The organism is Desulfoplanes sp. PS50 (assembly GCF_053851535.1).
The window spans coordinates 21,213-36,692 of record NZ_JBSPZA010000011.1; the positions used below are offsets into that span (position 1 = coordinate 21,213).

The 15,480-nt window shown below is 53.4% G+C and carries 12 protein-coding genes; 4 read left to right on the forward strand and 8 right to left on the reverse strand.

Features of this window, described 5'->3' with window-relative positions:
• Positions 1 to 23: 23 nt before the first annotated feature.
• The 8 genes from ACTVJH_RS06735 to ACTVJH_RS06770 all read right to left on the reverse strand — a co-directional run bounded on the left by ACTVJH_RS06735 (position 24) and on the right by ACTVJH_RS06770 (position 11,743).
• The gene (locus tag ACTVJH_RS06735) at positions 24 to 2,711 is read right to left on the reverse strand and encodes a hybrid sensor histidine kinase/response regulator (RefSeq protein ID WP_455988759.1); all 2,688 of its coding nucleotides are present in this window, start codon (positions 2,709 to 2,711) and stop codon (positions 24 to 26) included.
• A gap of 484 nt (positions 2,712 to 3,195) precedes the next feature.
• A complete protein-coding gene (locus ACTVJH_RS06740; protein ID WP_455988761.1) occupies positions 3,196 to 5,214 on the reverse strand; it encodes a FapA family protein in 2,019 nt (672 codons plus the stop codon).
• Positions 5,215 to 5,796: 582 nt separating this feature from the next.
• A complete protein-coding gene (locus tag ACTVJH_RS06745) occupies positions 5,797 to 6,852 on the reverse strand; it encodes a potassium channel family protein (protein WP_455988763.1) in 1,056 nt (351 codons plus the stop codon).
• 709 nt (positions 6,853 to 7,561) lie between these two features.
• The gene (gene cydB, locus ACTVJH_RS06750; RefSeq protein WP_455988765.1) at positions 7,562 to 8,698 is read right to left on the reverse strand and encodes a cytochrome d ubiquinol oxidase subunit II; all 1,137 of its coding nucleotides are present in this window, start codon (positions 8,696 to 8,698) and stop codon (positions 7,562 to 7,564) included.
• 3 nt (positions 8,699 to 8,701) lie between these two features.
• The gene (locus tag ACTVJH_RS06755; RefSeq protein ID WP_455988767.1) at positions 8,702 to 10,225 is read right to left on the reverse strand and encodes a cytochrome ubiquinol oxidase subunit I; all 1,524 of its coding nucleotides are present in this window, start codon (positions 10,223 to 10,225) and stop codon (positions 8,702 to 8,704) included.
• 87 nt (positions 10,226 to 10,312) lie between these two features.
• Complete coding sequence (locus tag ACTVJH_RS06760) at positions 10,313 to 10,561, reverse strand: DUF4492 domain-containing protein (protein WP_455988769.1); 249 nt, start codon at positions 10,559 to 10,561, stop codon at positions 10,313 to 10,315.
• 178 nt (positions 10,562 to 10,739) lie between these two features.
• Positions 10,740 to 11,087, reverse strand: a complete 348-nt coding sequence (locus ACTVJH_RS06765; RefSeq protein ID WP_455988771.1) for a DsrE family protein — start codon at positions 11,085 to 11,087, stop codon at positions 10,740 to 10,742.
• A 497-nt stretch (positions 11,088 to 11,584) separates the two neighbouring features.
• Positions 11,585 to 11,743 carry a rubredoxin gene (locus ACTVJH_RS06770; RefSeq protein WP_455988773.1) on the reverse strand — a complete coding sequence of 53 codons (159 nt, stop codon included), beginning with the start codon at positions 11,741 to 11,743 and terminating at the stop codon, positions 11,585 to 11,587.
• A 361-nt stretch (positions 11,744 to 12,104) separates the two neighbouring features.
• On the opposite strand from ACTVJH_RS06770, the gene ACTVJH_RS06775 reads away from it, so the two are divergent.
• The 4 genes from ACTVJH_RS06775 to ACTVJH_RS06790 all read left to right on the forward strand — a co-directional run bounded on the left by ACTVJH_RS06775 (position 12,105) and on the right by ACTVJH_RS06790 (position 15,478).
• Positions 12,105 to 12,698 (forward strand): superoxide dismutase, encoded by a 594-nt coding sequence (locus tag ACTVJH_RS06775; RefSeq protein WP_455988775.1) that lies wholly within the window; start codon positions 12,105 to 12,107, stop codon positions 12,696 to 12,698.
• 143 nt (positions 12,699 to 12,841) lie between these two features.
• Positions 12,842 to 13,240 (forward strand): cytochrome c3 family protein, encoded by a 399-nt coding sequence (locus tag ACTVJH_RS06780; protein WP_455988777.1) that lies wholly within the window; start codon positions 12,842 to 12,844, stop codon positions 13,238 to 13,240.
• 112 nt (positions 13,241 to 13,352) lie between these two features.
• Positions 13,353 to 14,231 carry a hypothetical protein gene (locus tag ACTVJH_RS06785; protein WP_455988779.1) on the forward strand — a complete coding sequence of 293 codons (879 nt, stop codon included), beginning with the start codon at positions 13,353 to 13,355 and terminating at the stop codon, positions 14,229 to 14,231.
• Between the two features lie 182 nt (positions 14,232 to 14,413).
• Positions 14,414 to 15,478 carry a hypothetical protein gene (locus ACTVJH_RS06790; protein ID WP_455988781.1) on the forward strand — a complete coding sequence of 355 codons (1,065 nt, stop codon included), beginning with the start codon at positions 14,414 to 14,416 and terminating at the stop codon, positions 15,476 to 15,478.
• The last annotated feature ends 2 nt before the right edge of the window (positions 15,479 to 15,480 follow it).

Here is a 15,480-nt window from a genome sequence, read left to right on the forward strand (position 1 = left end):
TCTGCGCCGGGTGATCCCGTGATCTAGCCGAGATCGGCTGTTTCAGCGCTGCCGAGAACACGGCAAATGGCCGCAGAAAGGGTCGTCTTGTTATAGGGTTTGGGCAGGATCTCTCGGATATTGGGTAGGGCTTTGGTGGCCTCAGCCTCAATGGCCATATTTCTGCCCGAGACCATGATCACGGGTAGATGTGGAGCCGTGTCCATGATTTTTTGGGCCAGTTCCAGGCCGTTCATTTCCGGCATGTCGAAATCTGTGATGACAAGATCGCATTCGGCCTGGTGCTCGATTATCCGAAGGGCGTTACGCGCGTTCTTGACCGGGGTGACCTTATATCCGAGCAGGGCCAGGACACGGGGGATCGTCTGCAACTGGTCGGCATCGTCCTCCACGAAAACGATTCTTCCATAACCTCTCTCAATGGCACGGTCCACCCCGGTGGAGGTGTCGGTCAACGGCTGTTCGGCCAAGGGCAGGTAGATGGAAAAGGATGTACCCTCGTCCGGTTGGCTCCATACCTCTATGGCGCCTTTGTGTCCCTTGACGATCCCATGGACCACGGCCAGTCCGAGTCCGGTCCCCTCACTCTTGTCCTTGGTGGTGAAGAACGGGTCGAAGATTTTGTCGATGATATCTGGTTCCATGCCGGGGCCGTTGTCCTCGATGGTCAGCTTGGCATAGTAGCCGGGGGACACATCCAGAACCTTGGCCCTGGTTCCAGCCAGAATCTCCGTGGACAGGATCAAACTCACATCTCCTCCCTGTGTCCGCATGGCCTGAAAGGCATTGGTGCACAGATTCATGACGATCTGGTGGATCTGGGTGGGATCGGCCAAGCACTGGATGCGGGGGGTCACGATATGTTCTCCGACTCGAATGTTGCCCGGAAACGAGGCCTTGATCAGACCGGCCGCCTCATGGACTACCTCCGAGACATTGATGGGCACGAACCCCTCCTGGCTGGGCCGGCTGAAGGTCAGGATCTGTTTGACCAGTCGACTGCCTCGCTGGGAGGCAGTGAGTACCCGGGTCAGATCCTCATGGGTCATGGAATCCTCGTCGATATCCATGAGTGCGAGTTCCGTAGAATTGATGATCGATGTCAGTATGTTATTGAAATCGTGAGCGATTCCGCCTGCCAGCGTCCCGATGGCTTCCATCTTCTGGGACTGAAGGAGTTGACGTTCCAGACTGATCCGTTGGGTGATGTCCTCGGCAAATACTTCCATGTATGTAAGGGTTCCATCGGATTTGCGAATGACCCGTACGTGCAGATTGGCAATGATGACCGTCCCGTCCCTGCGCTTGAATCGATTTTCAAAGTTGATGGTTTCACCGGACTCGTTGTTAGCGGCAAGCAGGGTTTCCCAGCGTTGGGGGTCGACAAACAGTTCGTTGGGCAGGGACTGTATGTTTTCCACCAGGTCGCTTGGGGAATCAAAACCGAGCATTCGGGCCATGGCGGGATTGGTGTCCAGGAAATGTCCGTCAGGGGTGGTCCGGAAGATGCCCAGGGCTGAATTCTCAAAGATGCTGTGATATTTTTCCTCGGCTGTACGCAGGTCGTCTTCCATCCGGCGGCGCTGCATGATGTTCAGAATCAGCAGCAGGGAAATGATCAGCAGCACGACAATGCTGGCCATGATCAGCCAGAAGATCTGCTTGTCCAGGGCGTAAAACCGATTCGGCTGATTGATGATCACACTGCCGGGAGGCAGGGCGTCCTGATCAAAGGAAAAGCGCTTGAGCATGGTGTAATCGAAGCTGTACTCGCCCAGATACTCCTCGACAATGGGGACCTCTTCGGGGGTCGCCCCCTGAAAGAGGGTGAGCACCTGTTCGGCGGCCAGCGCGCCGACCTGTTTGCCGTCGAGCAAACGGCCCCCGACGATCCCGTGTCCTAAAAAAAAGTGCCAGTTGCTGAAAATGGGTACTTTGGAAACCTCCGCAAGGGAGTCCAGGACCTCTTCGGCCGAATAGAACTGCCCATGGGCATCCTTGTAAAAGGGGATCATGTAGATGATGGTGTCCTTGGGGATGCCCGGAACCCGTGCGCGCAATTCATCCAGGGAATATTCGGTCCAGAATTCAACATCCAGGGAATCCTTGAAGTTCTCCAGGGCCTTGGCAACCTGGTTGCGGATGGCCTGGCTGGTGATGTCGTTGTTGCCGATGACCACGATATTTCGTGTGCCCGGCCGGAGTCGCTGGGCGAGCTTGATGGTGTCCACGGCGTCGATGCTCTCGCCAACTCCGGTAAAGAGCTCTCTGTGCAGGATGTCCCGGCCGTCAAGATCGTTTATCCCGCAGAAAACGAACGGTACCCCGGGAAAAAACGCCGGGCCGTGTTCCTGGAGGAATTCAAAGGCATAATTGTCCGAGGCGATAATGGCATCAAATCGGGTGTGCTTGAATTTGTAGGCGTAGAGCTCCAGGAGCATCTCCTGCATGCTCCTGGATGCGTGCCGCTTGGAGTCCATGTATTCCACCTGGAGATCCACGGTGTACGGGCTCTGGGCAAAGCGCTGTTTGACCCCCTGCACGATGGTGTCCGACCAGGAATAGCCGTTCTCATAGGAATTGAAGAGCAGGACATTTTTGCGCGGCTTGGCCCCCAGGGAGTCCTGCGGGGCAAAAACTCCGAGCAGAAGCGGCAGAAAAAGGGTTGCCAGGGCGATTCGATACAGAGACGATGTCGTGAAAATGAACATATAAAAGGGACCTTGGTGCGAGGTGATCCCGGAAGTGCGGATCGTGGATACCGTTTCGGCATGGTTGAACAATCAGAGGCGGGCCATGGGTGAAAAAAGAAGAAAATCAAATAGTCGCGCCCCGAGATCGGTCGCCAACAGGATGGAAATCCTGAACCTGATCCCGATGTTTCGTCAAACGGGCTGTTTGCAGGTTATATCATTTGCGCAGGAGAAATCGAATATATCATTTGCGCAGGAGAAATCGAAGGCGCCCAGCTTCTCTAAGTACCGGGCTCGGAGGCGTCAAGAAAGATGGGCAATCATAAGAGCGTGGTTTTTGCCGTAAAGATCTGCGGTCGGATTTGCTGTCGAACGACATGATCTGATCACGGAGGAGGGGCAGCAGGTGAGATTCTGGGACAGGCAGATTGGGCTTTGTCCAAGACATCAAAGGGAAGCCTGACATGACAGCAACTTTTTGCCTGACCTGCCCCCCAAATTTTTAAGCCAAAACCAGCTGGCCCTGGGCCAGGTCGTAGACAATAGTTGGAGCCGGTAAGGTCTCTGTGGTTTTAAAATACCCCTTAAAGCATTTGATGGTCACATCGGGATGAATCACTGCCAAGGCTTTGACCCGGACCTTTTCGAACATTTCCCGCTGATCTTCACGCTCCTGGGCGATGCGGGCTCTTATTTCCTGCAATTCCCTTTCACAGGCCAGCCGGGTCTTGAGAATCTGGGCCACGTCCTGGCGCTTTTCCTGGGGGAACTTTTTCAGGATATCCCTGACATCATCTTTGCCCAGGGATGTATAGATCTTTTCCAGGGTCTGTTTCAATTCCCTTTTCCGCGCCAGACTTTCTTCCATGCTGCGGTTCACGCCCAGCAGAATAACTGTTTTCACACCCATGGGTGAGCCGATCTCCCTGGCCAGCACCTCCTGGCCGCACCGCACTACACCGCCGACAATTTTTCCCCGCCCCCGGGTGGCCACCACCTTCTGCCTGGCAAACACCGAGCAATTGTTCATTTCGTGAGCAATGTTCACCTCATTGCCCGCGCGCAGGGATGCGTTCTGGGCGTACATGGCGGAAATGTTTCCTTCTGCCTGGATGGACCCCTGTTGCTGCATGGCAATGCCGCAGCCAACTACGACGTCTCCTCCGGCTACAAGGACAGCGTCTTCCACCACATCCCGGACCACGATATTGCCCGGGGCCTCTACGCGGAATCCGGCCAGAACAGATCCGGTGATGTTGACCGATCCCCGTTCGAGCACCACATTGCCCACCTGGAGATTCACATCGCCGTTTATCTGAAAAATTTCCGTTATCTTGAGCGTATTGCCCCGGAAAAAGACCATTCCCTCGGCTGCGGCCCGAAATTCATTCCCGTCTTCAGAGACCAGAACATGTTCACCAGTCACCAGCTTGAAGGGGCGTCCCTCTCTGACGGGAATGGGATTGCCCAGCACATCGCGCCCCGGCGCTCCTGGTTGCGGAGGCATGAGGCGGCCCAGCAGATCGCCGGCTGCAACGGCTTGGATCCTATTCCTGGCTTTGTAGTCGATTCGACCGCCCTCTGTTTCCTTGCCATGGTCGGCGTCGTCGGCCGAAGAAGGCACCTCCAGCTGAAAATAGCCGTCTTTGCCCTTTTGGGATGGAATTCCGCGGCAAAGAACAACATCTTCCACCGGCGAACCCGTTTCAACGGCCAGGGCCACCGCCTGCTCCAAGGCCTGTTTCCTCAAGGCCACCATGACGTTCATCTGTTTGAGGACCTTTTGAAAAAGCTCGGGAGTTATCGGCTCGTGGGCAAAGGTCTGCGCATAAATGGTGGCTCTGACCGCCATTTTGTCGGTATCCACAAAAACAAGGGGCCGAACCCGCGCCTGCCCGTCCTGCACCGTTGCCAGGCCGTATCTATCAGAAATCACCTGCGAGGATTCTTTGTCCAGTCGGCATCCGCCATCCTCGGGAAAGGAAATGTCCTTTGGCTTGAGGTCAGGAAAGGGCAGCGTTTCTCCGGTCACCGCCAAACCGTCGGTGCCCGGCGCAGGAGGCTCATACCGGCCAATGACATCCCCGGGAAAAACCGGAAGATCCCAATCACCCCTGGGACGAATGGACGCATCCACAGGGGGCACGGGCTCGACGCCTCTGGCAACGATGGCTCCGCAGACATCCAGGTCGCCGGCCATATCCTGGAGCACCCGGTCCACAATCCGGGTGTCAGATTCGATTTCCACACCGGCCTGGCGGATCTTGTCCAGAAACTCGTCCCGGCTCAGATGCCGACCTTTTCCTTTGGGAGGCAGGAAATCCACGACAGCAGCCGTTATCTTGTCCGGCGAAATCTTCACCTGCACATCTGCGTTGTGATCCAAAAGTTCGGCTTTGAATTTGTCTGCGTCCAGCTCGGTGACAATGATACTTTCCGCCGGCGCTTCAAACAACTCCATGGATTGTTCCATGGCCTCTTCCAGATCGGATGCGGTAATGGTCGTCTCTGTTTGGCGCATGTAGAGGGTACCCTTGGTTACAGATCTTCAACCAATATATTTTATTACATATTGCCCGGAAAAAATCTTAGAGGCAAGGCTTTATTCAATATCGGTGCGGGCAAAAACAATCTTGACCATCACTTAAAGATCAAAGTCAATTTTCAAGACAGTAATTTTTTATCTGTCCCCATGTTTTCTTTTGGGATTTTTTTGTATCAGCGAAGGGGGCAGGGATGTAAACCGGGATCAAAACGTTGGAAGAAGCGAAGGTCTCGGACCCTCTAGGTGGTCCTGAGTATTTTCCGGGAACGAATCGCATGGAGTGCGGATCAGAACCAAGAGCGCCCACCGGGAGAATAATCCCTGCGGGCGCTCTTGGTTCTGGTGGAGTACGGCGAACGGTCCCCTCGAAGAGGAAGATGGGCAACCCTCAGGACCGGTCGATGATCGCATTCTTCGGGATGATCGCAATGCAGACGATCTGTTTCGGATGGCATCCAACGTACCGTGCCGGAGGCTGGAAGGAGTCAAAGACCGGGATAGCGGCACGGGTTCAAAAGAGGTTCAGTCATCACCAGCCCCCTGCATACAGAAACAGTCTCAACGGTCGCCCTCGTACAGACCTTCGGGGCAGCCGAAGAGTTCGGACAATTGTTTCAGGGAGCCGCCCGAGGCCATGACCAGGATATAATCCTTTGCCAGGACCTGCATCTCGTTGCCCGGGAGCTTGAACAGGGTTCGTTCCCTGCCGGTCTTCCGGCTGAGGCCGATGGCCAATGCGTTGCAGGTATCCTTCAATGTTGTAAATACGTTGCCATAGGATGTTCCGGCAAAGGGACCGGTTGGCGTGACATAGTATTGGAGGATGTCGTAATCCTCATTTTTGGACGCCGAGGCGAGCAGATCTTCGTTGAATCGGGCCACCGAGGGTTCGAAGGCATAGCTGGCCACGATTTTGGAAGCCACTTCGTTTCTGGAAATGGTGAAGCTGACTCCGGCGTTGGAAAAGGTTTCCTTGAGTTCGGCGTTGTCCAGGGTGACCACAAAAGAGAGGTCGGGATAGTCCTTCTTGGCATTCAAAATAAAAATGAGATTTTTGGTGTCGTCATCCAGACAGGGCATCAGACTGATCGCCTTGGCAGCATTGGCCTTGATCAGGCAATCGCGGCATCCGTATTCTGAATGGATGGCAAAGACCTGCGAACGTGGAAAGCGGTCATAGACCAGATCGATATGTGGTTTGGTATCTGTTATCACGCAGGCCTTTTTGCCTGCATTGATCAACTGGGTAACAACTCCTTCGGAAAAATCGTTCCAGCCTACAATGATCACGTGATTAGTAAAATCAGTGCCGTTCAATCCCATTCTTCGCCTCTCTGCAGCGGTTTGGATGTGTTCGGTGAGTTTGCCGACAAAATATCCAAGTACCCCGATGCTGGCTACCACCAGGGTGAAGGAAAGGATTTTGCCCGGTATGGTTGTGGGATAATAGTCGCCATACCCCACTGTGGTCAACGTGACCAGGGAATACCAGAATGCGTCGAAAAGGGTTCGGATATTCGAGTCAGGACCAGTAGACTCCACAGACTGAAGGGCGATGATAATTGTCAGATACCCCAGGATTGCCAACACAAGAAAGATGGTTCGTTTTTTCATGGCATGAAGGTCCGGATTCCACAGTGACGGAAAAAGGCCGATGCAGGCAAAGAGCCCGGGTGGTGCGTGTCATACCCCTTCCTGAACCGGAATCCGGGCTGGGACACGATGCTTCGTCAAAGGGGCTGCTCCTGGGCCGCCCCCTTTGCGCAGGAGAGCTTGAAAGCGTCCTGTCTCTCTAAGTGTCGGCCTCGTATGCGTCAAGAAGGATGGGCAATCACGGGGGTATGTCTGTTGCTTTCACGTCCTGTGGTCGGATTCGTTATCAAACGAGATTGTCCGACCATGAAAGATACCAGGAAATGCAGACAGTTGTTTTGGTCATGAAGGAGCGCGTACACGGCAGGGAAGGGGCAAATCATGCCTGATTCCTGGGTGTAAATCGGGGGATGATTCCTGTCTGCAAGGAATCATCCCCCGGCGGTTAGAGCAGATTGGTCTTTTTGAGCACGAATTCGGCCCCCTTGTACGAGGCCGCGATGAGAATGACCCATCCGATGAGAAGTACAGCTGACATGATGGTCTCCTTTGGTGGCTTGGTGGTCGGGGCAGATGTCCGTGAGGATGAATCTGGTTAACACGCGTCTCCCCGGGGCCGTTCAAACAGGGCACGGCGCGCCGTGCCCCTACGAGATGGCGCTGCATCGTTGGCGTGTGCATGCCTTTCGCATTTTTTCTGCGCACTGTGCACTGCGTCCTGCGTACTTTTTCAGTATAATTCCTTGGCTGCTTCCCCTTCGAATTCGGATACGTCGAGCTTTTTTCTGTCCATCAATCTCCAGACCCAGGCGATGTAGGCCAGGACAAAGGGCACGGCCAGGGCGATATAGGACATGGCCGTGAGGGTGTAGTGGCTGCTCGAGGCGTTGTAGATGGTCAGACTGCTCTGGGGATCAAAGACCGACGGATAGAACGCCGTGTTGTTGAATCCGGCCAGGAAGAAGAGGGCCAGACAGGTGCACACCGTACCCGGTCCGGCGAGCCAGATGCCCAGCCGTTTGTTTGTGTATCCGGTGGCCACGGCTCCTGTGGCAATGAGCAGGATACCTGCGATGAGCAGGAGCATGACCACGGGCATGGCCATGAGATTGGCAAAGTATTTGCCCTTTTCCAGAGAAATGGCTCCGGTTGCCGGATCCAGGGCGAATCCCTGCATGGTCAGCAGGCTGTAGAGGATATAGAGGAGAAAGGGGACCAGATAGAGAAAGTTTCTGAAGGCCGCGGCTCTGGTTTTTTTCTCGATCTCTGCGTGTCGGATGTTGTTGACCAGGTACATGGCCCCCAGGGCACGGGACAGAAAGACAAGGAGCAGGCCCATGGCCAGGTTAAAGGGGACCAGGGCGGCCTCGAGTCCGCGCAAGGGGTGTTTCCACGAACCCAGGTTAAAGGCATTGATCTGGAAATGCGAACCCGTGAAAAAGGTTCCCACGGCCGCGCCGATGAGCAGAATGCCAAGGGATCCATTGATGAACAAAAAGGTTTCATACACCCTGGGACCGAGCAGGTTGCCCTCTTTTCTCCGGAATTCATAGCTCACTGCCTGAAGGGTGAAGGTGAAGAGAATCAGGATCCACACCCAATAGGCCCCGCCGAAGCTCGTGGCGTAGAATTTGGGGAAGGCCGCGAAAAAGGCCCCGCCGAACAGAACCAGGGTCGTGTAGGTCAGCTCCCATTTACGGCCCAGGGAATTGAGGACCAGGGATTTCTGCCGGTCCGTCTTGGCCAGGGTGCCCAGCAGGCTCTGCCCCCCTTGAACAAAGGTCATGAACACGAACAAGGAACCTATCAGGGAAACCACGATCCACCAGAGTTCCTGAAGTTGGCTGTGTGTGAGTTGTCCAAACATGGATTATTCCTCCGGTCCGAGAGCGATTTGTCGGGTCATGATCCTGATGCCGGCGATGAGCAGGACAGTGAAAAGGGTCAGGAACATGAAAAAGGTCAATTGAATGGTTCCCGTGGTCAGATCGGAAATGGCCACGCCCACGGGCAGAAGTCCCTGAATGGCCCAGGGCTGGCGTCCGACTTCGGCCACGATCCATCCGGTTTCCTGGGCCACATATCCGAGCAGCAGAGAGAGTACCGTGAAGCGCAGGAACCAGGTCTGTTTTTCCAGGGTCTTTTTGAACAGGAAGAACAGGACGCCAAGAAAGATCACAGGGAACAGGAACCCGAGCATGACCATGATATGGAAGCTGTAAAAGGTCAGCCCCACAGGAGGGACGGCCTGTTCCGGAGACGTCAGATAGCCGTATCCCAGGAATTCCTTGTACTTGTTGAATTCGTTCAAAGCCACCTGGGCCTGGGCTTCATTGTCGGCCTTCTTGAAATCGTCAAGTGCCCTGATGGCTGCCCGTCCCTGATTGATCTTGTCACCCGTGCTCATGATGCCCTGGGATTCGTTGCCATAGACGATATCGTCCACCCCGGGGACAAAGGTGCCCAGCTCCCGGTTGGCCAGCAGGGTGAGGACTCCCGGGATCTTGATGTCAAAGAGAAAGGGATCGTCGTCCTCTCCCGGCATGTGTGAAGGGTCGAGGATGCCGAGCATGACCAGGCCGGCGTTGGTTTCTCCCTTGTACAGACCTTCCATAGCCGCGAGTTTCATGGGCTGGACCCGGGCGCTGGTATAGGCGGCCTCGTCACCGGTGAAGATGACAAAGGCCGAGGTCAGCAGACCGAAGACCGAGGCGACGACCATGCTCTTCTTGGCCATGTCCGTGTGTCGTTTTTTGAGCAGGAACCATGCGGAGATGCTGACCATAAAGAGGCTGCCCAGAAGAAATCCCGAACTGGTGGCATGAGTGAACTTGCCGATGGCCGTGGGGGAGAAGAGAACCTGCCAGAAATTTTCCATCTCGAATCGGGCGGTCTCGGGATTGAAGGCCATGCCCACGGGATATTGCATCCACCCGTTGGCTACCAGAATCCACAGGGCCGAGAGGTTTGATCCAATGGCCACCATCCAGGTGGAAAAGAGATGGAATCCCTTAGAGACTCGATTCCAGCCGAAGAACATGACCGCGAAAAAGGTGGCCTCGATGAAAAAGGCAAAAATGCCCTCAGCCGCCAGCGGGGCACCAAAGATATCTCCGACCATCCAGGAATAGTTGGCCCAATTGGTGCCGAACTCAAATTCCAGAATCAGTCCGGTGGCGATTCCAATGGTGAAATTGACGGCAAAAAGGGACATCCAGAACTTGGTGATCCTTTTCCAGGTTTCATTGCCGGTTTTCACGTACAATGACTCGAAAAAGGCGAGCAAAAAGGAAAGTCCCAGGGTGAGAGGCACGAAAATCCAGTGAAACATGGCCGTGAGGGCGAATTGAGCCCTGGCCCAATTGACCTGACTCCAATCGATTTGTTCTAACACGGTGAGCCCCTTTTGAGGAAGATAAAAGATGCAGGATGAATGATATCTTATACAGGTTGAAACGACCTTATGAAAGATGACACCCCGTCATTTGGTGTCCAACAGCTCGGATGACGGATCGTTGGTGTCCATGGTCAGCGCCGAGAGCACATGATCGGTCCGTTCCTGGTCCGTGGCGTAGGTGGTGGCCAGGAAATCAGGGAAAAAGAAGATCTTGATCACCCCGAATATCACCACGAGCTTGACCAGGATGATCTTCCACAACGTGCGCCCCAGGACCATGGATCGGAAACCGTCCACATAGAGTGAGCACATGTTTTTGACAAAGGAGGGCATGATTTGCTCCCTGGATGAAGGGTGATCATTGGCCGGGAAACCGACTGCGAACAGGGCATGGTCGTGCAGGACCCGTTAGTACCTTACTCAGAAAATTCTGTAATAAAAACAAGAAAATTCCGTAACCGCTTGAACTTAAAACTTAAAACCTAAAGCTTAAAACTGCGGCCTGGCCGCATTAGAAGGTGATCACGGTGAATCCCTGATCCATATAGCCGGCCATGGAGGGATGGCCATTCATGTCCGCGAGCATGGTCATGCCTGTTTCCTTGACCTGGGCAAGGACCCCGAGCTTGGCGGAACAGGCCTGGCAGGCCCCGAAAAAGAGTCCCTTGTCCGTGGCCTTGGTGTATAATTGATGGAGCGGGTGATCGTTTTTCGCGAGTTCCGGGACAAGTTTCACGGCCGCACCTTCCATGACGATTCCCACTTCCCGGCCTTTTTGTGCCATATCCAGGGCATTGAGCAGAACGTGGACAAAACACATGGGGTCGCCGTTAAAGGCAAAAAGAACTGTTTTTTTCATACAGACCTCCGGGTGCATAAGTGATTGAGCGTAACTATACTTAAAAAATACCATAAAAAATTTCAAGATTCCAAGAAGAAAAACCACATGACGCAGCTTTTTTTCGATAACCCGAATCGGATTCATTGTCCATATCAGGAACTGTTATCGCTATATCTTTTGTGCCTGCTCGGTGGACCAGAGACGGTTAAGGAGAAAGTTGGAAAAAAGGGTCGTGAAAGGGACGGGACACAAAAGTGCGTAGGGCAAAAGTGCGTAGGGCAAAAGTGCGCAGGACACAGGGCGCAGTGCGCAGAAAAAAGCAATTATTGTACTGGCCGGCTACTGGTGGCCCATCATGTTTTGATCCTCCCGGTAAAAGACACTACCTCATGGCGCGTTCTCGTGCTGAAGAGGTGCGATTTTTTCAGGAGTCGATCAGGTAGGGGCAGGTGGTTTGAAAAGGAGTAAAAAAGGCGGAACCAAAAGGTTCCGCCTCGTCGTGCTCAAAATCCAGCTTAATCCAATTCTTCAAAAAACTCTTTTTCAGCCCCGCATTTGGGGCAAACCCAGTCTTCAGGAAGGTCCTCAAAGGGGGTTCCTGCCGGAATACTGTTTTCGGGATCGCCCAGTTCGGGATCATAGACATACCCGCAGGGGCATTCGAATTTTTTCATAGCTCGTCTCCTTGTATCTTTGCGCCTGGACAAACAGACTTGTTTAATTTCTTCCATTCAGAATTCTGATTGTTGGAAATACGCAGTTGAATAGTAATAACTTTTTTTGAGTATTTGGCATTTTTTGTCAATACGTCAGGGAAAATCCGAGAAATGGCATGGCACATGGCCGCTGATTCATGCGTTTACGGGGGTGCCTGGAAGCGGAAGCGGAATCGTGCGGGCAGTTGGTGTATTCCCTGCACATTTTTTATTCCTTGCCTTTTGCCTTGATTTTGGCGAAAGAATGATTAGATTTTAATTAATAAGAACTATTTTTACGATTGTCTGCAATCTCACATCAACCAGGAGGAGAATCAAGATGTCCTTTTCGCTTCCCGAACTTCCCTATACCAAAGATGCCCTTGAACCGGTCATCAGTGCCCAGACCTTGGAGTTTCATCACGGCAAACATCATAACGCCTATGTGACCAATGCGAACAAGTTGCTCCAGGGGACTGATCTCGAAGGTCAGGATATGGAGACGATCATCAAGAAAACGGCTGGAGACGACGCCCGTGTCGGCATCTTCAACAACACCGCCCAGGCCTTCAATCACGCCTTTTACTGGAAATGCATGAAACCCGGCGGCGGCGGTGCACCTACCGGTCCTATTGCAGATAAAATCATATCGACCTTTGGTTCCTATGACACCTTTGCCGATAATTTCAAAACCGCCGGGGCAACCCAGTTTGGCAGCGGATGGGCCTGGCTGGTTCAGGACGGTGATGCCTTGCGAATCATGAAAACCCTGAATGCGGATACGCCTCTGGCCCATGGCCTCAATCCTCTGCTCACAGCCGATGTCTGGGAACATGCCTATTATCTGGATTATCAGAATCGCCGTCCTGATTATCTGGCCGCATTTCTGGACAAGCTGGTCAACTGGGATTTTGTCAACGCCAATTTGAAATAGTGAAATCCGGCGCTTGCCATTTCGCCCTCTGAAGATTACAGGCAGGAACAAGAAAGTGGCCTTCACTTTTTGCGAGAGGGTGAAGTATTACGCTGTATCTGTTGCGTTTATTTGTATCATTGATGCGTTGGAGGTTAATTATTATGAAGAAGTCTTTACTGGTCAGCCTGTTCAGCATGGCCCTGATCTGCATGTTTGCCGTACCCAGTGCCTTCGCTGTTGATGCACCGGCCGAAGACATGCTGCTCAAGGCCCCTGAAGGTGCCGATGCCAAGAAAAACCCTGTCAACTTCTCACATGTCAAACATGCCGAGTTCGAATGCCAGGACTGTCACCACACATGGGACGGAGCAAGCCCCATCAAGAAGTGTACGGATTCCGGCTGCCACGATATCGTGGCTGCAAAGGGCGCTGAAAAGAAAAACGTCAAGTACTTTGAAACAGCCTATCACAATCTGTGCTACAAGGGCTGTCACAAGGATCTCAAAAAGGCCGGCAAGCCTACTGGTCCCATGTCATGTACCCAGTGTCATCCTAAGTAGAGTCAATCTTGCCGAAGTTGTACCCCTCTCGCAAATTCTCACCATAACGGCCGGGGATCGCGGGTCGGGCCAGACATGACAATTGTTCATGACGGGCACAGAGGAGAGGTAGATGCAGGTTGCCTTGCAATACGCTTCCCGATTCTTTGATATCTGTCATGAGTATTTCAACAGGATACATGTCTGGTTCGGCCGATCCCTGGCCTTTGTTTTTGTCCTCTCTCTCATTCTCATTCAGACCAACGAATGGGGATTCCTTCCTGGATTCCCGGCCTCCTTCATCCCCACCAATCTCTTCCAGGCTGTGCACATTGTGTTCACCCTGGTGCTCGTTGTCGAGATCATTGAGATGGTCTTTGTGTTGCCCAAGTCCTTCACCCGGGCCGTGGGCAAGCAATTCCAGATTTTCTGTCTGATTCTTCTCCGTCACGCCTTTAATGAACTGGTCCATTTTTCCGATGTCCTGACCCTTGCCGATCACGTCGATCCGGTGCTGCGGATCATGGCCGACGGCTTCGGAGCCCTGGTCATTTTTCTGCTTTTGGGGGTGTACTCTGCCCTGAGGCAACCCTTGCAGCGGTTCAGCGACCTCTCCTTTCTTGATGGATTCGTGGCCACCAAGAAACTCCTGGCCCTGGTCCTGCTTGGCTTTTTTCTCGGTGTGGGGGCGTACAACGTGATTCACGCCCTGGACGGTATCCCGTTGATTCCTTTCTTTTCCACCTGCTATACCGCCCTGGTGTTTGCCGATATCTTCATCGTCCTCATTGCTCAGCAGTATTTTACCTTTTTTCCGAGTGTCTTTCGCAATGCCGGTCTGGCAGTGAGTACCACGCTCATGCGCATCGGCCTGTCCGCTCCTCCCTATTTCGACGTCCTTTTGGGGGTTGTGGCCATTCTTTTTGCCGTGGGCATTCAATTGGCCTGCCGCTATTGGATCCGGTTCGTGAAACCGGACGAGCACGGAAGAGATATTGTCAGGGAGGCATAGGACTCGACAGGAGTGCGCAGTGTTCAGGACGCAGTGCACAGAAAAGGCCTCCAACCGGGAGAGCCGGACCTGAGAACAAATGTGCCCTGCAGGAATCCCCATACATTCTTGAACAATTTTCTGGAATACGTTATCCCTGCCCGTATTCCGATTGTTTTCCATTCTAACCAGGAAGAGTGACCATGGACCCCTCACAGCTCATCCCTGCTACCGACCCCATCTCCGTACCCTGGATCTGGTTCGAGGTTCTGGGTATCTTGACCTTTGTCCTGCATCTTCTGTTCATGAACGCCATGTTCGGAGGAAGCATCATCGCCCTTTTCGTCAAGGGACGGAACGGGCAGGGGATTTCCCCCGTAGCCAAGTCCTTGTCCACCAAACTCCCCACTCTGGTTGCCCTGACAGTGAACATGGGCGTGGCCCCGCTGCTCTTTGCCCAGGTCATTTATGGGCATCTTTTGTATACAACCACCATCCTCATAGCCGTGTACTGGCTTTCGATCATTGTTCTGGTCATTTCTGCCTATTATTTATTGTATTATTACGATTTCAAATTCGATGTCCTGGGTGGAAACCGCAAGCTGGTCCTGGGCCTTGCCATAGCCCTTCTCGTGGCGGTTTCATTCACCTTTAGCAACGCCATGACCCTGATGATCGTTCCTGATGTTTGGACGGGTTATTTTTCCAACACATCCGGAACATTGCTCAATCTTTCGGACCCGACCCTTATTCCCCGGTACCTCCATTTCGTGACCGCTTCCATGGCGGTCGGCGGGCTGTTTGTCGCGCTCCTCGGATACATGCTGACCCGCAAGGGCGAAGAAGGGGAACCGTATATCTCCATCGGGCTGAAATGGTTCACCTCCCTGACCCTGGCCCAGTTCATCATTGGGACCTGGTTTCTTTTAAGCCTCAAGCGCGAGGTCATGCTCGCCTTTATGGGAGATAACGGGATTGCAACCGGGGTTTTTTTGTCAGCTCTGACTGTCAGCCTGGTGGCCCTCTACGCGGGGTTTACCCGGAGGATTCTCCTGTCCGTCGGGTCGATTGTAGTGACGGTTTCCTTGATGGCCACTGTTCGGTCCATGGTTCGATTGGAGTATCTCAAACCCTATTTTCATCCCTCGGATCTGACCCTTGCGCCGCAGGTTTCTCCCTTTGTTCTCTTCCTTGTCACCTTGGCTATCGGCCTTGTGGCTGTGGCTTATATGATCAATCTCTATCTGCGTTCGGGTAAGGAGGGCTGATC